This window comes from Nonomuraea sp. NPDC050783, from assembly GCF_040802095.1.
Lineage (GTDB): Bacteria > Actinomycetota > Actinomycetes > Streptosporangiales > Streptosporangiaceae > Nonomuraea.
In genome coordinates this window covers 114,687-136,800 of the sequence record NZ_JBFAHK010000013.1, presented here as the reverse complement: position 1 = coordinate 136,800, position 22,114 = coordinate 114,687, and the positions used below count along the sequence as shown (strand labels likewise).

21 protein-coding genes and 1 pseudogene are annotated in these 22,114 nt (G+C 74.7%); 12 read left to right on the top strand and 10 right to left on the bottom strand.

The features are described from left to right. The first annotated feature begins 88 nt into the window (after window positions 1–88). Window positions 89–523 carry a glutaredoxin domain-containing protein gene (locus AB0H75_RS30895; RefSeq protein WP_367802333.1) on the top strand — a complete coding sequence of 145 codons (435 nt, stop codon included), beginning with the start codon at window positions 89–91 and terminating at the stop codon, window positions 521–523. On the opposite strand, the gene AB0H75_RS30890 is transcribed toward AB0H75_RS30895, so the two are convergent. The 5 genes and pseudogenes from AB0H75_RS30890 to AB0H75_RS30870 all read right to left on the bottom strand — a co-directional run bounded on the left by AB0H75_RS30890 (window position 517) and on the right by AB0H75_RS30870 (window position 4,819). Further along, window positions 517–1,188 carry a response regulator gene (locus AB0H75_RS30890; protein WP_367802331.1) on the bottom strand — a complete coding sequence of 224 codons (672 nt, stop codon included), beginning with the start codon at window positions 1,186–1,188 and terminating at the stop codon, window positions 517–519. The genes AB0H75_RS30895 and AB0H75_RS30890 overlap by 7 nt on opposite strands. Further along, a complete protein-coding gene (locus tag AB0H75_RS30885) occupies window positions 1,185–2,594 on the bottom strand; it encodes a sensor histidine kinase (protein ID WP_367802329.1) in 1,410 nt (469 codons plus the stop codon). Before AB0H75_RS30885 ends, AB0H75_RS30890 begins: the two co-directional genes overlap by 4 nt. Before the next feature lie 100 nt (window positions 2,595–2,694). After that, window positions 2,695–3,744, bottom strand: coding sequence for an alpha/beta hydrolase (locus AB0H75_RS30880; RefSeq protein WP_367802327.1), 1,050 nt, complete (start codon window positions 3,742–3,744; stop codon window positions 2,695–2,697). A gap of 164 nt (window positions 3,745–3,908) precedes the next feature. Continuing rightward, window positions 3,909–4,231, bottom strand: a pseudogene (locus AB0H75_RS30875) (SDR family oxidoreductase). A 117-nt stretch (window positions 4,232–4,348) separates the two neighbouring features. Beyond that, on the bottom strand, window positions 4,349–4,819 hold the full coding sequence (locus tag AB0H75_RS30870) for a nuclear transport factor 2 family protein (RefSeq protein WP_367802325.1): 471 nt from the start codon (window positions 4,817–4,819) through the stop codon (window positions 4,349–4,351). 498 nt (window positions 4,820–5,317) lie between these two features. Between AB0H75_RS30870 and AB0H75_RS30865 the strand changes: the two genes are divergently transcribed. After that, complete coding sequence (locus AB0H75_RS30865) at window positions 5,318–6,736, top strand: amidase (RefSeq protein WP_367802323.1); 1,419 nt, start codon at window positions 5,318–5,320, stop codon at window positions 6,734–6,736. 80 nt (window positions 6,737–6,816) lie between these two features. Here AB0H75_RS30865 and AB0H75_RS30860 read toward each other — a convergent pair whose 3' ends face one another. Beyond that, the gene (locus tag AB0H75_RS30860; RefSeq protein ID WP_367802321.1) at window positions 6,817–7,233 is read right to left on the bottom strand and encodes a CBS domain-containing protein; all 417 of its coding nucleotides are present in this window, start codon (window positions 7,231–7,233) and stop codon (window positions 6,817–6,819) included. Window positions 7,234–7,385: 152 nt separating this feature from the next. Here AB0H75_RS30860 and AB0H75_RS30855 point away from each other — a divergent pair, with 152 nt between their 5' ends. Further along, on the top strand, window positions 7,386–7,922 hold the full coding sequence (locus AB0H75_RS30855; protein WP_367802319.1) for a hypothetical protein: 537 nt from the start codon (window positions 7,386–7,388) through the stop codon (window positions 7,920–7,922). Between the two features lie 36 nt (window positions 7,923–7,958). Beyond that, window positions 7,959–8,516: a hypothetical protein gene (locus AB0H75_RS30850; RefSeq protein ID WP_367802317.1), complete on the top strand. Its 558-nt coding sequence runs from the start codon at window positions 7,959–7,961 to the stop codon at window positions 8,514–8,516. Here the strand turns inward: AB0H75_RS30850 and AB0H75_RS30845 are convergent. Further along, entirely contained in the window at window positions 8,483–10,147 is a 1,665-nt protein-coding gene (locus tag AB0H75_RS30845; protein ID WP_367802315.1) for a RecQ family ATP-dependent DNA helicase, read from the bottom strand. The two genes, AB0H75_RS30850 and AB0H75_RS30845, sit on opposite strands and share 34 nt — an antisense overlap. Before the next feature lie 139 nt (window positions 10,148–10,286). Between AB0H75_RS30845 and AB0H75_RS30840 the strand changes: the two genes are divergently transcribed. After that, window positions 10,287–11,168: a phenylalanine 4-monooxygenase gene (locus AB0H75_RS30840; RefSeq protein ID WP_367802313.1), complete on the top strand. Its 882-nt coding sequence runs from the start codon at window positions 10,287–10,289 to the stop codon at window positions 11,166–11,168. A 99-nt stretch (window positions 11,169–11,267) separates the two neighbouring features. Here AB0H75_RS30840 and AB0H75_RS30835 read toward each other — a convergent pair whose 3' ends face one another. Beyond that, window positions 11,268–12,005 (bottom strand): TetR/AcrR family transcriptional regulator, encoded by a 738-nt coding sequence (locus tag AB0H75_RS30835; RefSeq protein WP_367802311.1) that lies wholly within the window; start codon window positions 12,003–12,005, stop codon window positions 11,268–11,270. Window positions 12,006–12,089: 84 nt separating this feature from the next. Here AB0H75_RS30835 and AB0H75_RS30830 point away from each other — a divergent pair, with 84 nt between their 5' ends. The 7 genes from AB0H75_RS30830 (at window position 12,090) to AB0H75_RS30800 (ending at window position 20,288) form a co-directional block, all read left to right on the top strand. Continuing rightward, a complete protein-coding gene (locus AB0H75_RS30830) occupies window positions 12,090–12,953 on the top strand; it encodes an NAD(P)H-binding protein (RefSeq protein ID WP_367802309.1) in 864 nt (287 codons plus the stop codon). Window positions 12,954–13,138: 185 nt separating this feature from the next. Then, window positions 13,139–14,416 carry a glycosyltransferase family 4 protein gene (locus AB0H75_RS30825; RefSeq protein ID WP_367802307.1) on the top strand — a complete coding sequence of 426 codons (1,278 nt, stop codon included), beginning with the start codon at window positions 13,139–13,141 and terminating at the stop codon, window positions 14,414–14,416. 61 nt (window positions 14,417–14,477) lie between these two features. Next, entirely contained in the window at window positions 14,478–14,888 is a 411-nt protein-coding gene (locus AB0H75_RS30820) for a VOC family protein (RefSeq protein ID WP_367802305.1), read from the top strand. 354 nt (window positions 14,889–15,242) lie between these two features. Continuing rightward, complete coding sequence (locus AB0H75_RS30815) at window positions 15,243–16,943, top strand: RICIN domain-containing protein (protein WP_367802304.1); 1,701 nt, start codon at window positions 15,243–15,245, stop codon at window positions 16,941–16,943. 186 nt (window positions 16,944–17,129) lie between these two features. After that, window positions 17,130–18,287 carry an NAD(P)/FAD-dependent oxidoreductase gene (locus AB0H75_RS30810; protein WP_367802302.1) on the top strand — a complete coding sequence of 386 codons (1,158 nt, stop codon included), beginning with the start codon at window positions 17,130–17,132 and terminating at the stop codon, window positions 18,285–18,287. Continuing rightward, window positions 18,284–18,730 carry a (2Fe-2S)-binding protein gene (locus tag AB0H75_RS30805; protein ID WP_367802300.1) on the top strand — a complete coding sequence of 149 codons (447 nt, stop codon included), beginning with the start codon at window positions 18,284–18,286 and terminating at the stop codon, window positions 18,728–18,730. Before AB0H75_RS30810 ends, AB0H75_RS30805 begins: the two co-directional genes overlap by 4 nt. After that, window positions 18,714–20,288 carry an NAD(P)/FAD-dependent oxidoreductase gene (locus AB0H75_RS30800; RefSeq protein WP_367802298.1) on the top strand — a complete coding sequence of 525 codons (1,575 nt, stop codon included), beginning with the start codon at window positions 18,714–18,716 and terminating at the stop codon, window positions 20,286–20,288. The genes AB0H75_RS30805 and AB0H75_RS30800 overlap by 17 nt, the downstream gene beginning before the upstream one ends. Here the strand turns inward: AB0H75_RS30800 and AB0H75_RS30795 are convergent. Together AB0H75_RS30795 and AB0H75_RS30790 are read right to left on the bottom strand one after the other, a co-directional pair. Beyond that, entirely contained in the window at window positions 20,233–21,021 is a 789-nt protein-coding gene (locus tag AB0H75_RS30795; RefSeq protein ID WP_367802297.1) for an ATP-binding cassette domain-containing protein, read from the bottom strand. The genes AB0H75_RS30800 and AB0H75_RS30795 overlap by 56 nt on opposite strands. Continuing rightward, window positions 21,018–22,091, bottom strand: coding sequence for an ABC transporter permease (locus tag AB0H75_RS30790; RefSeq protein WP_367802295.1), 1,074 nt, complete (start codon window positions 22,089–22,091; stop codon window positions 21,018–21,020). Before AB0H75_RS30790 ends, AB0H75_RS30795 begins: the two co-directional genes overlap by 4 nt. Window positions 22,092–22,114: the final 23 nt, after the last annotated feature.

The following is a 22,114-nucleotide window of genomic DNA, read 5'->3' as shown; positions in this document are numbered from 1 at the left end:
CGGCGGACGCCCGGCACGGTCAGGCGGGCGGAGTGGGGAAGCTCTCAGGAGTGGTCAGGCCGGCCCGCCCCCGGTAGCTTGCTTGTCCGTGACACGTGGATGGATGCTGCCAGGGCTGATGGCGCTGTGCGGCCTTCTGGCGGCGGGCTCGCAGGCCGCCTCGGGTGCCCCCGTCGCCGCGGTCGTGCTGCTCCTGGTGTTCGTCCTGGCCGCCGGATGGTTGTCGCCGCTGGCGTTCCCGCGGCTGGTGAGCGCGGCGCGGGCCCGGGAACGCAGTGCCGCCGACGGCCGCGCGATCATCTACTGGCGGGCGGGCTGCCGCTACTGCCTGCGGCTGCGCGTGCGGCTGGGGCGCGACGCCCGCCGGGCGTACTGGGTGGACATCTGGCGCGACCCGGAGGGCGCGGCGGCGGTGCGGGCCGTGGCAGGCGGGAACGAGACGGTGCCGACGGTGGTGCTGGACGGGCAGGCGCACGTCAACCCCGACCCCGCCTGGGTACGCGACCGGCTACGCGCTCAGTAGCCCGAAGGGCGCACCAGGCCGGTCTCGTACGCGAAGACCGCCGCCTGGGTGCGGTCACGCAGCCCGAGCTTGAGCAGGATCCTGCTCACGTGCGTCTTGACCGTCTGCTCGGCGACCACCAGCCGGGCGGAGATCTCCGCGTTCGACAGTCCCTGCGCGATGAGCGCCAGCACCTCGGTCTCGCGCTCGGTCAGGTCGCCCACGCGCTCCATGAGCGGCGGGCGCGACGCGCCGCTCATCCGGGAGAACTCGGCGATCAGCCGCTTGGTGACGGTCGGGGCGAGCAGGGCGTCCCCGGCGGCGACCACCCGCACCGCGTGCGCCAACTCGGCCGCCGACGCGTCCTTGAGCAGGAAGCCGGACGCGCCCGCGCGCAGCGCCTCGTAGACGTAGTCGTCCAGGTCGAAGGTGGTCAGCACCAGGACCTTCACCGCCGTTCCGAGCTGCGCGGCGATGCGGCGGGTCGCCTCGATGCCGCCCAGCCGGGGCATCCGCACGTCCATGAGCACCACGTCGGGGGTCAGCTCGGCGGCCCGCGCCACCGCGTCGAGGCCGTCGGCGGCCTGGCCGACGACCTCGATGCCGGGCTCGGCGTTGAGCAGCACGGTGAAACCCTGGCGGACCATCACCTGGTCGTCGGCTATGAGCACGCGGATGCTCGTCATGGGGCGGCCTCGATGCCTTTCTCTCGGGGACCGGGCTGTGGGGGACCGGGCTGCGGGGGGTCGGGCTGCGGGGGGTCGGGTTGCGGAGGCCCGGTGACCTGGTGCGGGCCGGTGGGCAGGAACGCGCTGACCTCGTAACCGCCGTCCGGAGTGGGCCCCGCCACGAGGTCGCCGCCCAGCATGGCCGCCCGCTCGCGCATCCCGGGCAGCCCGTGGCCGCCGCCGGCCGCGGGCGGAGGCGGCGGCGTGCCCGGCGCGGTGTTGACCACCCGGATCGTGAGGGCGCCGGGCCGGTGGCCCAGCCGCAGCGTCACCGCCGTGCCCGGCGCGTGCCGCATCACGTTGCTGAGCGCCTCCTGCACGATCCGGAACGCCGACAGCTCCACGCCGGGCGAGAGCGGCGGCTCGCCCGCGCTCTCGCCCGTGCGCTCGACGGTGACCGTGAGGCCCGCGCCGCGCGCGTTGTCCACCAGCTCGCCGAGCCGGTCGAGGGTGGGCTGCGGGGCCTGCCCGGGGGCGCCCTCCGTACGCAGGACGCCGAGGACCCGGCGCAGCTCGGTCAGCGCCTCGACGGCGTTCTGCCGGATGCCGGCCAGGTTCTCCCGCAGCTCGGCGGGCGGGTCGTCCACCAGGTGCGGGGCCACCTGCGCCTGGATGGAGATCACCGACATATGGTGCGCCACCACGTCGTGCAGCTCGCGGGCGATGCGGTTGCGCTCCTGCAGGAGGGTGCGGTGGGCCCGTTCCTCGGCGGTCAGCTCCTCCTGGGCCTCCAGCCGGGTACGGGTCGTCCTGAGCGCGCGTACCCCCGCCCCGACCGCGACCGCGACCGCGTAGACCGGCAGCGCGATCGGCGCGTGCATGGCCGAGCTCTCGGGCAGGAACACGACGCACGCCGCCACCACCAGCACGGTGACGGCCAGCGTCTCGGCCGCGACGCGCGGGCGCACCCGCAGCGCCAGCAGGAGCAACACCCCGGCCTGGAGGAAGATGCCGGAGCCCGTCCACGGGAAGGCGACCGGGTCGAAACCGTCGGCCCAGCCGGCGGACGGCGGCGTGCCGGGCCCGCCCGGGGAGATCATCCACGGGAAGGTCAGGCTCTGCGGGAGGTACGTCATGCCCGCCCGCGCACCGGCGATCATGACGGCGATCGACGCCCAGAACGCCGGCAGCGGGCGGAACATCGCCACCACCAGGACGGCCGCCTGCGCCAGGGCGAGCAGCGGGACGGTGGGGTCCACCCCCTCGCCGTCCGGGAACAGGCCCAGCACCAGCGCGAACAGCACGACCAGGACGTGCGGGAGCCGGGACAGCGGGCGCGGGCCGCGCATGCGGGGGAGCGGGTCGGCGGCCGTCGCCCACAGGTCCCTGCGCAAGGCGCCGGGGACGCTCCGCGCTCCGGCCATCAGCCCTCGCCTCACGTCCTGCCCGCTCTCGTCTCCCCCGGGGATGCCGGCCGGGGCCGGATGATCCAGCCTAGCGGCGCGCCCCGGCGGCCCGCTCCGGTCACCCATCGGACACGATGCGCGCGATGCTCGCCAGCGCCGTGGAGCCGGCCGCCAGGTAGTCGCCGTGCCCGCCGCCGCCCGCCGCGAAGACCCGCGCGCCGAACCCGGGCGCGACCGGGTCCGCGCCCAGCCCCGCCGTGCCGAACGGCAGCTCGACGGACAGGTGCGGCAGCACGCCGACCCAGTCGCCGGACGTGCGCCCGGCCCACACCGCCGCCCGGGTGCGCAGCGCGGCGGCGTCCGGGACGCCCGCGCCGGGGCTGCCGAACAACACCAGAGCGGCGACCTCCAGCCCCGGGGCGGCGCGGCCGCACACCACCGAGCCGTAGGAGTGGCACAGGAGCGAGATCCGCGCGCCCGGCCTGGCGGCGCGCAGCTCCCGGACGAAGGCGCGCAGGGCGGGAGCGGCCTCATCGGCCCGGGACGGCCCCAGCGCCCACAGGCTGAGACTGCTCGGCGCGGCATAACCGAGCCAGACCACGACGACCGCCCCGCCGCTGGCCGCCCCGCCGCCGGCCGCCCCGCCGCTGGCCGCCCTGTCGCCGGCCGTCCCGTCGCCGGGTGGTCCGCCGCCGGGTGGTCCGTTGTCGAGCGCGTCCTGCAGGCGCAGGGCGCCGCCGCGCAGGGGGCCGTAGCGGTCCAGGTCGACGCCCGCGCCCGGAACGAGCACGGCGATCCGGCGGGCGGTGGCCGGCTCGCCGAACACCTCCACGGCCCGGCCGCCGTCCCGGCCGTCGAAGGAGAGGAAACGGCGGGCGGGATCGGCCATCTCGCGCAGCCGGGAAGCCCGCCGGTGATGACCGAGCCGGGCCGCCGCCCGACCGGCCGCCAGGATCTCCGCGCGGGCGGCCCCGTAGCGGGCGGCGAGCGCGGCCGGGGAGGCGTCCAGCGGCGGGACGGGGGCGGGCACGGGCGCCGGCACCGCCCCCGGCCGTACGACCCCCGCCATCGGCCCCACCACCGCCCCGCCCACCAGCGCACCGAGCAGGAGGCGCCGCACCCGCCCCGCGCGGGCCCGGCTTCGTCGCGGGTGGATGGGCATGATCATGGGCGGGTCCTCCGGGCGGGCTGGTCAGGGCGTGCTCGGGTTCTGACCGTACGGATCGCCGCCCGTAGCCGGACTCCCGCTGCGGGACGCAACTTTCGCGTAGCTCCGAAGTACTACGGACGCACGGGACGCACGGGACGCCCGCGACCGGCCCGGAGCCGGGTTCAGGACAGGTCGGGCAGCCCCAGGCCGAGGCTGGGACGGTCGATGCCGCCGTCCACCTCCAGCACCTCGCCGGTCAGGCAGCTCCCGGCGGGGGAGACGAGGGGGAGGACCGCGGCCGCCACGTCCTCCGGCTCGCCCACCTGCCGCAGCGGCGTGGCCCGCTCCATGCGGTGCCGTAGGCGAGGTAGCCGCGCCCGGCCACCCGGCCCCCGGCGGAGGAGACGTTGACGACCGCCCCGCCGCCCGCCGCCGGCAGGTGGGGCACGGCGGCCCTGGTCAGCTCGTACGCGATGCCGACGTTGAACTGGAACGTCCGCTCCAGGCGCCGGCGCCCGGTGTCGAGGAACGCGCGGGGCAGCGCGCCACGTCCGCCCCGGCCTGGGCGAGCGCGACGGCGGCATGGGGTTCGGGCCGCATGTGATGGCTTGTGGGTGGGCGGTCACACATAGCGGCCCACACAGTCATGGAAGCGGCCCGCTCGCACCGCGCAGTCGTAGGTGAAGCGTTCCCGGCCACCGCCGGCGGTGCTGAAGTCGTACTCAGCGACAACGCGTTCTCCTGGGCTCGCTGTCAGGGAGAGCAGCTCATATCGTCCGCCCGCCTCGATGACCTCGGGGACCAAGAAGCGGCTCATGATGTCCTCAACGCCCTGGTAAATGCGGCCTACGCTGTCGAACCTCGCCGCCGGATCGAAGGTGTCACGCGTGGCCGACTTGTCGCCGGCGTTGATCGCGGCCACGAATTTCTCGACGAGCGCCCGATGATGTCCGGGCACCGAGCCCGTCGCCGTCGTTCGTTCCTTCGTCGGTGAGGCGGTAGGGCTGGGCTGGGCAGGCTTGTGAGAACAGCCTGTCATGAGCACACACAGTGCCGCGCACACCACCAGAGTCGTCTTCTTCCTGGGCGTCATGCCGGCATACTCGGTCCGCCGGGTGGCCTCCGTCCAAGACCTGCCGCGATAACCATCGGTTATGCGATGAGCCGTGGGTGTCCGAGTCCGGAGCGCGGTCAGGTTCACCGCGTCAACGGCGTCATTCCGCGCTGACGCACGCAGCCGAGGACGGCACCAACACCCCGGCCTTGTTCGTCCGCTCCCGATAACCGAGAAACAACGGCGAACTCCCGGCTCAGGACACTGGAGGGCGGCGGAAAACCGGTCGACGGCCCGGACGGCGGCTGCCAGCATGGGGGGTGATGTACCGAGCATAGGAACACTCCGATCACCGACAGGGGCGGGTCCCCGGGCTGCGGCCCGGCGTGGCGACCACGGCCCCTGTCGCGGTCGCCTGTCACCGGCGACGGCCCGGCACCCCGATGCCGCGCCGCGCGCCGTCCCCGTCCGAGCGGACGGAGCCGCTGTGATCGTGAGACCCGGCGTCCACGGGACGCCGGAGAAGAAGGACATCCCATGCATCTCCACGAGTACGCGAGGTACGACGGCATCGGCCTGCGCCGCCTGATCGAGGCGGGCGAGGTCACCGCCGCGGAGGTCGAGGCCACCGCCCGCCGGGCGCTGGAGGCGGCCGACGCGCACGTCAACGGCCTGGCGCTGCCGCCGTTCACGCCGGCGCTCGGCCACGCCGCGGACGGGCCGCTCGCCGGCGTCCCGTTCCTGATCAAGGACCACGGGCCGGTGGCCGAGGGCGTGCCGTTCACCCTCGGCAGCCGCGCCCTGCCGGGCGTCCCGGCCTGGCGCGACACCGACCTGATGACCCGCTTCCGCGCCGCCGGGCTGGTCACCCTGGGCCTGACCACCGTTCCGGAGCTGTGCGTCAGCTTCTCCACCGAGCCGCTGCGCTACGGCCCCGCCCGCAACCCGTGGCACCTCGGCCGGGGCGCGGGCGGGTCGAGCGGCGGCGCCGCGGCCCTGGTGGCCGCCGGGGCGGTGCCCGCCGCGCACGCCAGCGACGGCGCCGGGTCGATCCGCGTCCCGGCGTCCTGCTGCGGGCTGGTCGGGCTCAAGCCGAGCAGGGGACGGGTCCCCTGCGGCCCTGATCTGGGCGAGCCGATGCTCGGCATGGCCTACGAGTTCGCCCTGACGCGCACCGTCCGCGACGCCGCCCACCTGCTGGACGCCGTTCAGGGCCCGGGGATCGGCGACAAGTACACCGCGCCGCCCCCGCGCCGCCCGTACGCCGCCGAACTGGGGCTCGCCCCGGACCGGCTGCGGGTCGCGGTGACCACGCGCAGCTGGGCGGGGACGGCGGTGGACGCCGAGGTGGCCGCGGCGGCGGTGCGTACCGGCCGGGTGCTGGAGGAGGCCGGGCACGCCGTCACCGAGGCCGGCCCGGCCGTGGACTGGGAGGCCGTCGTCAGCGCCTGGGTGTGCGAGAGCGTCGCCATCGCCTCGACGCTGCTGCTGGCCCCCCGGCAGGTGGACGAGGGCAGGATGGAGGCCGTCTCCCGGCAGTTCCTGAAGACGGCCAGGGAGTACAGCGCGCTGGACATGCTGGCCGCGTTCGACGCCCAGAACCGGGTCACCCGCGCGGTCGGCGCGTTCTTCACCGCCTACGACCTGCTCGTCACCCCGACGATGGGCCGCCTCCCGGCGCCGCACGGCACCCTCCGCTACGACGACCCCGGCCAGACGTTGTCCGGCTGGCTGGCGGAGCTGGCCGAGCACGGGCCGTTCACGCAGGTGTTCAACGTCTCCGGCACCCCGGCGATCAGCCTGCCCCTGGGGCACAGCGAGGACGGGCTGCCGATCGGCGTGCAGCTCGCGGCCCCCTACGGGCGGGAGGACCTGCTGTTCCGGGTCGCCGCCCACCTGGAGCAGGCCATGCCGTGGCGGGAGCGCACTCCCGCGGTGTTCACCGGCCGCCTCTGACGGCCGGAGGCGGGAACGCGGGCGCCCGGTCCCCTCGGCGGGCGGGGGGACCGGGCGCCCGAGGCGACCCTGGGGGCCGGTCAGTCGGTGGTGACGGCGTCGAGCAGGTCGCTGACGGTGGCGTCGGGCAGGGCCCTGGCCACCTCGGCGAGCGCCACCATGCCGACGAGCTTGTGCCCGTCGATGACCGGCAGCCGGCGCACCTTGTGGCTGGCCATCGTGCGCAGGATCTCCCGCGCGTCGTCGTCCGCGCCGATGGTGACGGCCTCGCCCTGGGCCAGCTCGCCCGCGAGCGTCTTGGCCGGGTCCTTGCCCGCGGCCAGGACCTTCACGACGATGTCGCGGTCGGTGAGCATGCCCTTGAGCCGGTCGTCGGTGCCGCAGATCGGCAGTGAGCCGACGTCCAGGCGGGCCATCTTCTCGGCGGCGACGAGCACGGGCTCGTCGGCGTTCACACACTCGGCGTTCGGGGTCATGATCTCTCGTGCGGTCGGCATGACACTCCTCGCATCCTTCGGGGGTCACTGCCGACTGCCCGCCCGTCCCGTCCTGAAACCGGGATTGCAGAGCGCTGCAAGCCGATTGCCAGAACCGTCCGAGATCGTTCTGCCGTGCGCACACCCGGTGCGGCAGAAAGGCGAGGCGGCACATGGCGACGATGACGACGATCAGCCCTTCCACCCTCAACGGGCGCCACCACAGGACGGCGCTCATGCTCTTCATGGTCATCGTGGTGGCCCACTGGGCCGAGCACGTGGTGCAGGCCATCCAGGTCTACGCCTGGGGCTGGCCGCTGAGCGAGGCCCGGGGCGTGCTCGGCCTGCCGTTCCCGTGGCTGGTCACCTCGGAGTGGATGCACTACGGGTACGCGCTGCTCATGCTCGTCGGCCTGATCCTGCTGCGCAAGGGCTTCACCGGCAGGTCGCGCACGTGGTGGAACATCTCCCTCGGCATCCAGGTGTGGCACCACCTGGAGCACCTGCTGCTGCTCGTGCAGAAGCTCAGCGGCCTGCACCTGATGGGCCGTCCGGTCCCCACCAGCGTCCTGCAGCTGGCCTTCCCCCGGATGGAGCTGCACCTGTTCTACAACGCCGTCGTCTTCGTGCCCATGGTGGTGGCGATGCTGCTGCACCGCCGCGCCGGCGAGGAGCACGGCGCCGCCTGCACCTGCGCGGTCGCGCGCTAGATGTCCCGGGAGCACCCGATGTCGCAGGAGCACCCGATGTCCCAGGAGTATCCGATGCCGCAGGACGCGGCCGTCGCGGTCCGGCGGCGACGGCGGGTGAGCGGGTTCGACGTGGTGCTGGCCGTGGTGGGGCTGGTGCTGCTGCTCGTCTCCGTGCCCCAGCTCGGCCCGGCGATCCGGGCCGCGCGGGCCGACGGGGTGAGCGGCGTGTTCACCGCGCGGGAGCTGCGCTGCGTCCAGCATCCCGGGCACGAGTCCTGCGTCTGGGCGGGGGACTTCGCCCCCGCCGCCGGCGGGCGGCCCGCGCGGCACGACGTCGAGCTGTACGGCAGCGACCGCGGCACGCTGGCGGCGGGCCGGACGGTCGCGGCGGTGGACACCGGGCGCGCGTCGCGCGTCTACGGGCCGGGCGGCTCGGGGGAGTGGATGTTCGTCACCCTGCTCGCGCTGGCCGGCCTCGGCGTGCCGGCCGTGATCGGCCGGCGCGTGACGCGGAACGCGCGCGGGCCCGCCCGGGAGCCGGCCCGGGAGCCGGGCTGTGAACCGGCCCCGGGGCCCGTTCAGGAATCGGAGCCGTCCGCGACCAGGACGTGATCGACGGCGGCCAGGGCCAGCGTCTTGTACCCGACCGAGTCGAACAGCACGGTGATCCGGTCGGGTTCGCGGCTCATCACCGTCCCCGGCCCCCAGCTCTTGTGCGTCACCTTCTCCTGGACCCGGAACGGCCCCTCCTCGGCGGCGGGCTCCTGCTCGGGGACGGCCTCCCCGTCCCGGCAGGTGTCGCACGAGCCGCACGCCGCGGCGGCGTACGGCTCGCCGAAGTAGGAGAGCAGGAAACGGCGGCGGCAGCCCCTGGTCTCCGCGTAGCCGCGCATCATGTCGACGCGCGAGCCGTCCAGGCGGCGCCGCGCCTCGTCCAGCTCGGCCGCCCGCTCGGCGGCCCGCTCCGGCGTGAGCGAGCGGCGGGCCCAGCGCAGGTCGCCGGCGTCGGTGACGGCGATCGCCCCGGCCCGCTCCAGCAGGTTGACGAGCCTGGTGAGCCGGGACGCGCTCATCTCCAGCAGCTCGGCCAGCTCGCGGGCGGGCACCGCGCCGGCGTGCTCGCGCACCAGCGCGGCCACCCGCAGCAGCGTCGCCTCGTCGGCCCGGCCGCCGCTGAAGAACCGGCGCAGGCCCAGGTCCTCCGGCCGGTAGAACAGCACGGCCGTGGCCGGCTCGCCGTCCCGGCCCGCCCGGCCGATCTCCTGGTAGTAGGCGTCGGGGGAGTCGGGCGGCGCGGCGTGCAGCACGTACCGGACGTCCGGCCGGTCGATGCCCATCCCGAACGCCGACGTCGCGACCACCACGTCCAGCTCGCCCGCGGCGAACAGCTCCTGGACGCGGGTGCGCTCGGCGATCCGCATCCCGCCGTGGTACGGCTCGGCCCGCAGCCCCCGCCCGGCGAGCGCGGCGGCGTACCGCTCGGTCTCCTTGCGGGTGGCGACGTACACCAGGCCGAGGCCGTCCTGGGCGGCGGCGTGCTCGATCAGCGCCCGGCTCTTGTCCTCCTCGGTGACGAACCTGCGCACCTCCAGCGCGATGTTCGGCCGGTCGAAGCCCCTCACGATCTGCACCGGATCGGCGAGGCCGAGCGAGCGGACGATCTCCTCACGGACGTTCGGCGCGGCGGTGGCCGTCATCGCCACCACCGGCGGATGCCCCAGCCGCTCGATGACCTTGCCGAGCCGCTGGTAGTCGGGCCGGAAGTCGTGCCCCCAGGCCGCGACGCAGTGCGCCTCGTCGATCGCGATCAGCGACGGCTCGGCCCGCGCGAGCCGCTCGACGACCTCGGGCTTGGCCAGTTGCTCGGGGGAGAGGAACACGAACTCCGCCCGGCCGCCCGTGACCTGCTCCAGCCCCTGCTCGGCGGAGGTGGTCGAGTTCACCGCCACGGCGCCGCCCGCGTCCGCCCGCAGCAGGCCGGCCACCTGGTCGCGCTGGAGCGCGATGAGCGGCGAGACGACCACTGTCGGCCCGTCGAGGAGCTGGGCGGGGATCTGGTAGACGGCCGACTTGCCGGCCCCCGTCGGCATGACGAGGAGCACGTCACGCCCGGCGAGCAGCTGCTCCATCGCCTCCTGCTGGCCCGGTCGCAGCCGCTCCCAGCCGAAACGCCGCTTGGCGGTGGCCCGCAGCCGCCGGCCGCGCGGCCCGAGCCGGTGCCGCAACGCCATCCCTAAACCCACGTGCCACCTGCCTTTCACCGTCATGGTGGCCGGGCCATTACCCAACCCGCCGCCGCCCATGCGCCCCGCCGCCGATCACCGGGCCATAACTTGACCGAAGCCCCGGTACCCGGCCGTCCGGGCAGGCAAGGAACCGGTCATGGACGCTCCGCCGCTGACCCCGACCACCGCCGACGGCCGGCTCGGCACCGCCGCCGAGCACCCCGGCCTGCGCGACCCGCGCTACCTGGCCCGGCGGCGCTGGTTCGCCGGGCTCGCCGGCGGGCACCAGGTGGGCGACCCGTCGCCGCGGATCACCTACCTCCCCAGCGAGCACGCCGTCTGGCGGACGGTCAAGCGGATCCTGGAGTCCGCGCACCGCTCGCACGCCTGCCGCGCCGTGCTGGAGGCCCGGGAGGCCGTGCGTTTCCCCGCCGACCGGCTGCCGCAGCACGCCGAGGTGGGCGCGCAGCTTCGGCGGCTGACGGGGTTCGACTTCACCCTGGCCGGCGGCGTGGTGGCCAACGAGCGCTTCCTCGGCTCGATGGCCGGCGGCTACTTCCACGCCGTGCAGTTCGTCCGGCATCCCGCCGTGCCCATGTACACGCCGGAGCCGGACCTCATCCACGACGTCTTCGGCCACGGCATCCACCTGGCCGTGCCGCGGTTCGCCGAGATCTACCGGCTGATCGGGGCCGCCGCCGCGCGCCTGCGGACCGGGCACGCGCTGCAGATCGTCAGCGACCTGTACTGGTTCACGCTGGAGTACGGGGTGGTCGAGGACGACGGCGCGACCAAGGCGTACGGGGCCGCGTTGTTGTCCTCCTACGGCGAGCTCGGCAGGTTCCGCTCCGCCCGCATCCGCGAGCTGGACGTGCCCGCCATGCTGGCCACCCCCTACGACATCGCCGGCTACCAGCCCGTCCTGTTCCGGGCGCGCTGCCTGAACCACGTCACCGACACCCTGGCCGCCTTCCTCGCCACCCTGGACGACGACACCGCCCTCCGCGTCCGCCCGCCGGCTGACGACCAGCCTGCCTGACGACCGGCCGGCTTGACGACCGGCTTGACGACCGGCCTGCCTGACGACCGGCCGGGCGGGGAGGCGGTCAGGCGGGCGGCCGGTCAGGCGGGCGGCCGGTCAGGCGGGGCCGGCGGCCGAGCGGTTCAGCCACTCCGCCAGCAGGGCGCGCTCGGCGCCGGTGAGCGCCGCCAGCCTCGGGACGACGGTCCGGAACGCGACGGCGGCCGCGGCCGCGTGGTCCCCGGCGAGGGCGGGCGCGTCGGTGAGCACGGCCCGCGCCACCGCCTCGTACATCGCGTCGGCGAGGCCGGGGTCGCGCTCCCGGGGCTCCCGCGCGAGCAGGGCGAGCACGGCACCGGTGCCGGCGGCGTGGATGAGCTCGACCGCGCGGCCCTCCGGCACCCGCAGCCGGCCGACCTCGGCGACGCGGCGCACGCGGGCCCGCAGGACCTCCAGCCCGGCGGACGCGGCCGGTGACCGCGCGCCGCGGCCGGGGTCGGCGAGCAGGCGGAACACCTCCGGATTGGCCAGGCCGAAGCCGACGTGCGTGTCCCATCCGGCCCGCAGCTCGGCCACCGGGTCGCCACGACGCCCGCCGGTCTCCTCGCCGGTCTCCTCGCCGGCTTGCTCGCCTGCTCGCTTGGCGCTGACGTAGGCGGCGAAGACGTGCTCGGCGACGGCGTCGAGCAGCCCGTCCTTGTCGCCGAACAATCGGTAGATGGTCGGCGCCTGGACGCCGGCGGCCTGGGCGACGGCGCGGGTGGTGACCCCGCCGGGCCCCTGCTCCCGCAGGAGCCGCGCCGCCACCTCCACGAGGTTCGCCCGCGTCCCCGATCTGCTGTCGCTCTCTGTCACATACCAACGTTAACACCAACTTGCTATCGACGTTAGAACCAGTGGTAACGTTATTAGCGTTCCATTGATAACGAAGGGCATATCATGATCATCATTACCGGCGCCACCGGCCGGCTCGGCTCGCTGATCGTCCAGGAGCTGCTCCGGCGCGTCCCGGCCGAGCGGATCGGCGTCAGCGTCCGCGACCCCGGGCGCGCCGCCGCCCTCCTCGCGAGCGGCGTACGCGTGCGCCGCGGCGACTTCACCGAGCCCGGCACCCTCGCCGCCGCCTTCGAGGGCGCCACCCAGGTGCTCGTCGTCTCCGCCGACGCCACCGGCCACGAGGCCGTCGCCCGGCACACCGCCGCCATCGACGCCGCCCGCGCCGCCGGCGCCGAGCGGATCCTCTACACCAGCCATCAGGCCGCCGCCGCGCACTCCCTCTTCGCGCCCATGCCCGACCACGCCGCCACCGAGCGGTACCTGGCCGCGACCGGCACGCCGTTCACCGCGCTGCGTAACGGGTTCTACGCGAGCGCCCTCCCGCACCTGCTGGGCCGGGCGCTGGAGAGCGGCGAGCTGGTCGCGCCGGCCGACGGGCCCGTGTCCTGGACCGCCCACGACGACCTCGCCGAAGCCGCGGCGGCCGTCCTGGCCGGCGAGCGCCGCTACGAGGGCCCGACCCCGCCGCTGACCGCGCCGGACGCCCTCGACCTGGAGGACGTCGCCGCCGTTCTCACCGAGCTGACCGGGCGCACCGTCCGCCGGGTCGTCGCCGATGACGACGAGTGGGCGGCGGAGCTGACCGGGCACGGCGTCCCGGCGGAGCAGGCGGACCTGCTGCTCGGCATGTTCCGCGCCGCCCGCCGTGGTGAGTTCGCCACCACCGGCACCACCCTGCGGGACCTGATCGGGCGTCCCGCCACCCCGGCCCGCGTGACCCTGGAGCAGGCTGTGACCTCGCGCTGAGCGTCCGGGCCCGGAGGGAGCGGGGTGCCGGCCTCTCGCGTCGCGCCGCGATGTCCTGGTATCGTCCGGCTTCCGACTCCGACCTCCTGTGAGATGACGCACGCATCGACGCCGCCGGCGCCGCCCCTGCCGCCAACGCCGGACACCCCCGCCCGCCCGCATCCGGCCCGCTTCCCGGGCGTGCGATGAGTGACCGCCCCGGCCGCGTCCACGTCGTGTGCGCCGAGGTGCCGCCCGACGTCGTCGGCGGGCTCGGCCGCTACGCCGAGCGGATGATGGCGGCGCTGCGCGGCCGTGGCACGCCGGTCGAGGTGCTGGGCGCGGTCAGGAGGGGGAGCCGCGCGCCGCGGGCCGAACGCCTCGGTGACGTCGTACTCCACCGGCTGCCGGTCGCGGGCTGGGGGCGTGACGGCGACTCCCGCGTGCCCGTGCCGCTGCGGCGCGCCGTCAGGCTCGCCGGGCTGCTCGCCTACAACCTGAGGGCCGCCGCCCGCATCCTGCGCGCGCGGCCGTCCCGGGAGAGGGGCGCGGGACGGGCGGCGGGGGCGGTCGTCGCCGTGCACGACTGGATGGGCTGTCCTGCCGGGATCCTGTGCGCGCTGCTCGGCCGCCTGCCGGTGGTGTTCCACGTCCACACCCGCGAGCTGAACGCCGCCCCCGGCGCCCGCCGCTCGCTCCTGCCCGCGGCCCTCGACGCGCTGGAGACCGCGCAGGCCCGGCTGGCCCGCCTCGTCGTGGTCCCGAGCGCCGCCGTGCGCGCCGAGTTGGTGGCCCGTGGCTGGCCCGCCGAGCGGCTGCGCGTCGTCCCGCACGGCTTCGAGGAGCCCGACCTGCTGCGGCTGGCCGCGCTGCCCGCCCGGGAACGCGACCGGCTGCGGGCCGAGGTCCGCGAGCGGTACCTGCCCGGCGGGAAGGGGCGGCTCGTCGTGTTCGCCGGGCGGCTGTCGCCGCACAAGGGCGTCCGCACGCTCGTCCGCGCGGTGCCGCGCATCGCCGAGGCGTACGACGACGCCGTGGTCCTGCTCATCGGCGCGCAACAGCCGCACACCGACGACGACGCCGCCGTGGCCCGGCTCATCGAGCGGACCGGGGTCGCCGGGCGGGTGGTGGCCGGGTACCGCTTCCTGCCCCAGGCGGAGGTGTTCGGCTGCTTCCTCGCCGCCGACGTGTGCGTCTTCCCCTCGACGTACGAGCCGTTCGGGCTGGTCGCCGTCGAGGCGATGGCGCTGGGCAGGCCCGTCGTGGTCGGCCCCGGTTTCTCCGCCGACGTCGTGGGCGACGGCGCGCTGCGCTGCCCGCGCGACTCGCCGGACGACCTGGCGCGGGCCGTCCTGTCCTGCCTCGACGACCCCGAGGCGGCCGGACGGCTCGGCGAGCGGGGCGCGGAACACGTGCGTGCCCACTTCACCTGGGACCGCACGGCCGAGGCCACCCTGGCCGCGTACGCGGAGGCCCTCGGCTGACCCCGCACGATGTGACACCGCAGACAAGGCAGACGCCACACAAGGCAGACGAGGAGACCCCATGCCGCACTACAGCAGGCTCTGCAGGATCGTGATCGACGTCGACGAGCGCCACCACGCCGAGGAGCTGGCGTTCTGGCAGGCGGCGACCGGCACCACGATGGAGCACTTCGCGAAGCATCCGGAGTTCCACGGCGTCCTGCTCGGCGGCGGCGAGTTCGGGCTGCTGCTCCAGAGCCTGGAGGAGGGCCAGAGCCGGGTCCACCTCGACATCCACACCGACGACCTCGACGCCGAGGTGGCCAGGCTGGAGCGGCTGGGCGCCGAGCGGGTGCAGTTCGTGAACGGCTGGTGGATCATGCGGGACCCGGCGGGCCTGCCGCTGTGCGTGATCCAGGACCCGCCGGGCACCCTCAACGACGACAACGCCCAGCGCTGGGACGACCCGCGGGAGGACGCCGCCTCGCACTGACCCGTGGCCCGCGGAACCGGCTGCCTCTCGCCGCGGGGGGTAGCCGGACGTCGCCGTGCCCGCTCGTCCTCATGATCGGCGGCAGCCCGGCGTCCGGGCTCTGACAGCCGTGGTTTCACTGTTTCTGCAATCGGTTGTTGCAGAAAAATCGTCATCACCAGCGCGAACGTTCAGCGCCGTTTGCAGTTTTACCTGGACGTATTGACGTTTCAGCCACGTAACGTCACTGTGGCTGCAACCGGTTGGTATCGGATTCCCAGAGACCCGCCGACGCGCGTCGGCGGACCATCGCCCTCCTTCACCCCCCGAAGCTCTGCTTCGCCATGCCCTGGAACGGAACGAATGGAGCTGAACGTGCGCAAGAACCAGCCCTCGGGACGGCGGCTGGCGGTCGTGCTGGCCGCCGGTGCCCTGGCCGCGGGCGGCCTGGTGGCCGTGCTCGACAGCCCGGCCTCGGCCGCCCCGTCCAACGGCGCCTACCAGCTGGTCAACGCCGGCAGCGGCCTGTGCGCCGCCGTCCCCGGCGCCGCCACCGGCGACGGCGTGCAACTGACCCAGACCACCTGCGCCCAGACCCCCGGCCAGATCTTCACCCTCACCGCCACCGGCTCGGCCTACCGCCTCACCGCCCAGCACAGCGGCAAATGCACCGGCATCCGCGACGCCTCCACCAGCGCCGGCAAAGCCGTCCAGCAAGAAACCTGCACCGGCGCCACCTCCCAAACCTGGCACCTGACCACCAACGCCGGCACCTACCGCATCGCCAACACCAACAGCGGCAAATGCCTCAACGTCAAAGACAACGCCACCACCACCGGCGCCCCGCTCCAGCAGAACTCCTGCGACTCCGCCACCACCAAACAATGGGCCCTGCGCCCCACCGGCAGCGAACCCACCACCACCCCGACCTCCACTCCCACCGCCACCCCCACGATCACCCCGACGGACGGCGGCACGCCGACCCCGCCGAGCGGCACCCTGTACGTGGCACCCAACGGCCGGGACGGCGCGGCCGGGACGCAGTCGGACCCGACCACCCTCACCTCGGCGATCACCCGCGTCGCCGCCGGCGGCACGATCTACCTGCGCGGCGGGACGTACGCCTTCTCGCAGACCGTCACCATCGCCCCCGGCAACAACGGCACCTCCAGCGCCCGCAAGAAGCTGGCCGCCTACCCGGGCGAGACCCCGATCCTGAACTTCTCCGCCCAGAGCGAGGATCCGGCCAACCGCGGCCTGGCCGTCAACGGGTCGTACTGGCACGTGTACGGCATCGTCGTCGAGCGCGCCGGTGACAACGGCATCTTCGTCGGCGGCAGCAACAACATCATCGAGCGCACGGTGACGCGGTTCAACCGGGACACCGGCCTGCAGCTCTCGCGGATCGCCTCCGACACGCCGAAGGAGCAGTGGCCGGCCGGCAACCTCATGCTGAGCGTCCTGTCGCACGACAACGCCGACTCCGACGGCGAGGACGCCGACGGCTTCGCCGCCAAGCTCACCGTCGGCTCCGGCAACGTCTTCCGCTACGCGGTGTCCCGCAACAACATCGACGACGGCTGGGACCTCTACACCAAGACCGAAACCGGCCCCATCGGCGCGGTGACCATCGAGGACTCGCTGTCCTACAACAACGGCACCCTGAGCGACGGCAGCCAGGCCGGCAACGGCGACCGCAACGGCTTCAAGCTCGGCGGCGAGGACATCCCGGTCAACCACGTCATCCGCCGCAACATCGCCTACCACAACGGCAAGCACGGGTTCACCTACAACCGCAACCTCGGCACGATGACGATCACCGACAACGTCAGCATCGACAACGCCGAGCGCAACTTCTCCTTCGACGGCGGCACCTCGGTCTTCCGCGGCAACGTCTCCTGCCGCAGCGGCAGCGGGTCCAACGACAAGATCGTCGGTAACGCCGACAGCTCCAACCAGTTCTGGACCGGCTCGAACGGGTCCCGGTGCTCCTCCTACACCGGTGCCCTGAGCTGGTCGTTCGCCTCGGACGGCCGGCTGGTCGTCACCTTCGGCGGCACCCCGGTCACCCCGTAACCCCCGTCTCCCGTCCCCTCGCCGGAGGAACACCCCGGCGAGGGGACGCACGCGTCCGGGACGGGTGGTGCGGGAGCTGGCGATAATGGACGTCGTGAATGTCCAGTTCCGTCCTGCTTTGTGCCGCGTCTGGCCTGCCCCCGCCCGCGAGGCCGTCCCGCGGGCGGGCGCGAGCCGGGGGCGGGCGTGAGCGCCGACCTGGTGGTGATCGGCGCGGGCGTGGTCGGCGCCGCCGCCGCCTACTTCGCGTCGCTGGCCGGGCTGCGGGTGGTCGTCGCCGAGCGCGGCGCGATCGCCGGCGGCACCTCCAGCGCCGGCGAGGGCAACCTGCTCGTCTCCGACAAGGAGGCGGGACCCGAGCTCGACCTGGCCCTGTACGCGCAGCGGGTGTGGCGTGAGGACCTGGCCGAGCACGCCGGGCTGTGGGAGTTCGAGTCCAAGGGCGGCCTGGTCGTCGCCGGGTCGCCGGCGAGCCTCGCGGCGCTGCGCGAGCTGGCCGTCCACCAGCGCCGCCACGGCGTCGAGGCCCGCGACGTCGCCCGGGACGAGCTGCGCGACCACGAGCCGCACCTGTCGCCCGAGCTGCACGGAGCCGCCTTCTACCCGCAGGACGCCCAGGTCCAGCCGATGCTGGTGGTCGCCCACCTGCTCCGCCTGGCCCGGCGGCTCGGGACGCGGGTGCGTACCGGCACCGAGGTGACGGGCTTCCTGCGCGACGGCGACCGGGTCACCGGCGTGCGCACCACGCGCGGCGACATCCCCGCGGGCGCCGTGCTCAACGCCGCCGGCACCTGGGCGGGCGGCGTGGCCGCGCTGGCCGGGGTGCACGTCCCGGTGCTGCCGCGGCGCGGGTTCGTGCTGGTCACCCAGCCCATGCCGGCGCGTACGATCCGGCACAAGGTGTACGCCGCCGAGTACGTCGGCGACGTCGCCAGCTCCGACGCCGCCCTCCAGACCTCGCCCGTCGTCGAGGGCACCGGCGGCGGCACCATCCTCATCGGCGCCTCGCGCGAGCGGGTCGGCTTCGACCGTACGGTGTCCACCGAGGCGATCGGCGCGCTGGCGGCCAAGGCGATCGCGCTGTTCCCGATGTTGCGCGACGTCCGCGTCATGCGTACCTATCTGGGGTTCCGTCCCTACTGCCCCGACCACCTGCCGGTCATCGGGCCCGACCCGCGGGCGCCCGGCCTGTGGCACGCCTGCGGGCACGAGGGCGCCGGCATCGGCCTGTCCGCCGGCACCGGCAAGCTCATCGCGCAGGCCCTCACCGGCGGGCGGCCCGACCTCGACCTCAAGCCGTTCGCGCCCGAACGTTTCCCGGAGACCGAGGAGGTGCCCCAGTGAGCGACCGCGTGACCGACCGCGTGACCGGCCGCGTGACCGGCCGCGTGACCGGCCGTGCGACCGGCCGTGCGCTCGGCCGCACGACCTACCGCATGACCTTCCGCGGCACGACCGTGCCGGCCGAGCCCGGCCAGAGCGTCGGCGCCGCGCTGACCGCGGCGGGAGTGCGCGACTGGCGCACCACCCGCAAGGGCGGCCGGCCACGCGGCCTGTTCTGCGGCATCGGCGTCTGCTTCGACTGCCTCATCACCATCGACGGGGTTCCGGACCGCCGGGCCTGCCTGGTCCCGGCCGCCGACGGCCTCCGCCTCGGCGACGCCCCCGACGCGCCCGTCCCCGGCGCCCCCGTCCCCGATGCGCCCGTCCCCGGTGCTCTCGTCCTCGATGCGCCCGTCCCCGGTGCCGAGGGCGAGCCTGGAGGTGGGCATGCCGCGTCCGCATGACGTCGCCGTGGTCGGCGCCGGCCCGGCCGGGCTGGCCGCCGCCGTCCAGGCCGCCGAGTCCGGCCTGCGCGTCGTCCTCGTGGACGGCGCCGCCCAGCCCGGCGGCCAGTACTGGCGCCACTACGACGAACGGCACACCCACCCGCCCGACCGCGCCACCGACCGCGCCACCGACCGGGCCACCGACCGGGCCACCGACCGGGCCACCGACCGGGCCACAGACCGGGCCACAGACCGGGCCGGGCACCACGGGTGGGGCGCGTTCGCCGGGTTGCGCGACCGGCTGCGTGCCCTGTCCGCCGCCGGTCTGGTCCGCTACCTGCCCGGCCTGCAGGTCTGGCTCGTCACCCGCGGCGACGACGGCGCCTTCACCCTGCGCACCACCCCGTCCGGCGCCACCGCGAGCCCGCCGCCGGGCGAGGCCGGTCCGGTCGTCACCGCGGACGCGCTCGTCCTGTGCCCCGGCGGTTACGACCGGCAGCTCCCCGTCCCCGGCTGGGACCTGCCCGGCGTGATGACCGCGGGCGGCGCGCAGGCCCTGCTCAAGGGCCACCGCACCGCGCCCGGCCGGCGCGCCGTCGTCGCCGGCACCGGGCCGTTCCTGCTGCCGGTCGCCACCGGCCTGGCCCGCGCCGGCACCCGCGTGGCGGCCGTGGCCGAGGCCAACGCCACGCTCGGCTGGCTGCGCGACCCGCTGGGCGCGGCGGCGGTCCCCGCCAAGGGCGCCGAGGCGTTGCGGTACGCGGCGCTGATGGCCCGCCACCGCATCCCGTACCGGACCAGGACCGTGGTCAGCGAGATCCTCGGCGTGGACCGGGTCGAGGCGGTCCGGCTCACCCGCGTGGACCGGGACGGCCGCCCGTGCGGGCCGGTCCGGGAGGTCCGCGCCGACCTGGTCGCCCTCGGCTGGGGCTTCACCCCCTCGCTGGAGCTGCCGCTCATGCTCGGCGCGGTCACCCACCAGGACGTGGACGGCTCCCTCGTGGTCTCCGTGGACCCCCTCCAGCGCAGCAGCGTGCCCGGCCTGTACGTGGCCGGCGAGGCGACCGGCGTGGGCGGCGCCGCCCTCGCGACGCAGGAGGGCCGGCTCGGCGCCCTGGCCCTGGCCCGCTCGCTGGGCCGCCCCGTGGACCCGGCGCTGATGGTCCGGCTGCGGCGGGCGATCGTCCGGGGCCGCCGCTTCGCCGCCGCCATGCACCGCGCCCACCCCGTGCCCCGCGCGTGGACCGGCTGGCTGCGGGACGAGACGCTGGTCTGCCGGTGCGAGGAGGTCTCCTACGGCGAGTTGCGCGAGGCGCACGACGAGCTGGGCGCCGAGGACCCGCGCACGCTGAAGATGCTGGCCAGGCCCGGCATGGGCTGGTGCCAGGGCCGGGTGTGCGGCTTCGCGACCGCCGGGATCGCGGCGTGCCTGGCCGGCCGGGAGCCCACGGCCGGCGACCTGCGCCCGCTGGCCGCCCGCACCCCCGCCGCCCCGGTCACCCTCGGCGAGCTGGCCGCCCTCAGCCGGGACGGCGGGCGCGGGCGTTGCGGTACTCCGCCACGACCAGATCGGTGAGCTCCTCCAGCGACGTCCGCGCCGTCGGCCGGTCGTAGGTGATGCTGCCGTGCTGGAGGAGGTTGACCCGGTCGCAGACCTCCAGGACCTGGGCGTAGTTGTGCGCGATGATCACGATGGAGACCTCGCCGCGGGCCTTCAGGTCGCGTACCAGGTCGAGGATCTGCACCCCCTCCTTCGCGCCCATCGCGGCCAGCGGCTCGTCCAGCAGGAGGATCTTCGAGCGGGAGTAGACCGAGCGGGCCACGGCGATGGCCTGGCGCTGGCCGCCGGACAGCTTGGCCACCTCCACGTCCACCGACGGGATGCCGACGCCCATGTCGTCCAGGTACGAGCGGGCCAGCCGGCGCATCTTGCGGTTGTCCAGCAGGCAGCCGAGGATCACCGGCTCCCGGTTGAGGAACATGTTGTGGTAGACGCTGAGCTCGTTGATCAGCGCCAGGTCCTGGTAGACGGTGTCGATGCCGAGCGAGCGGGCGTGCTCGACGGACCTGAGGGTCACCTCGGCGCCGTCGAGCAGGATGCGGCCGCCGTCGGGCTGGTGGAAGCCGCAGATGATCTTCATGAGGGTGGACTTGCCGGCGCCGTTGTCGCCGATGAGCCCGAGCACCTCGCCCCTGGCCAGCCGGAGGTTGACGTCGCGCAGCGCGGTCACCGTGCCGAACTGCTTGCTGATGTGCTCCACGCGCAGGACGTCGTCCACGCGGGGGCCGCCGGTGTCCGGAGAGGTCATCTCGTCCTGCCCGCCCTTCTCAGCCGGCTCAGGTAGACGTTGGCGATCATCGCGAGCAGGATCGCGCCGCCGAGGATCACGAAGTACGGGTTGGCGGAGATGCCGATGAGGTTGAAGCCGTCCTGCAGCTCGGCCAGCACCAGCGCGCCGAGCGCGCCGCCCACGATCGTGCCGGAGCCGCCGGCCAGGGCCGTGCCGCCGATGACCGCCGCCGAGACGGCGGTGAACATCAGGCCGGTGCCGCCGCCGAGGTTGGGGTCGATCGTGTGCACCCGGAACGCCTCCATCAGGCCGGCGAACGCCCCCAGAGTACCCGCGATCATGAAATTTCCGATCTTGATGCGACCGGTCCGCACCCCCGCCTCCTGCGCCCCCAGCAGGTTCCCGCCCACCGCGATCGTGTGCAGCCCCCACCGCGTCCGCGTGAACAACACGTGGAAGAACGCCACGATCACCAGCGCCCAGCCGAGATGCGCCCAGGACGCCGCCCCCAGCCACTGGCCGATCGCGTTGTCCACCGGCGCGGGCACCTCCGCGGGATAGGCGCCCGACGTGGTCAGCACGATCCCGGTCACCAGGTAGAAGGTGCCCAGCGTGGTGACGAACGAGGGCACCTTCAGCACCACCGTGACCAGCCCGTTGCCGAGCCCGATGAGGGTGCCGGTCAGCAGCGCCAGCAGGATCGCCGGGACCGCCGGGACCCCCCAGAAGTCGATCGCGTAGTGCATCATGAACGGCGCCAGCGCCGCCACCACCCCCACCGACAGGTCGATCTCGCCGCTGACCAGCAGCAGCACGATCCCGCACGCCACGATGGCGCCCGGCGCCGCCGCCTGGGTGATGTTGACCATGTTGTCGCGGGTCAGGAACGCCTCCGACGCCGAGGCGAAGTAGGCCCCCAGCGCCAGCGCCACGACCAGCACGCTCGCCTCGCGCCGGCGCAGGAACTCGTCCCTGACGCGCCGCAGGACGCCGCCCCCGCCGCGCGCCGCCCCGCCCTCCGGCGCGGGCGGCCCGGCCGGGTCCGCGGCCGCGGGCTGCTCGCGCAGGTCATCGCCGATGTCGGGCACGTGGCCCCTCCTCACTCGTGAGT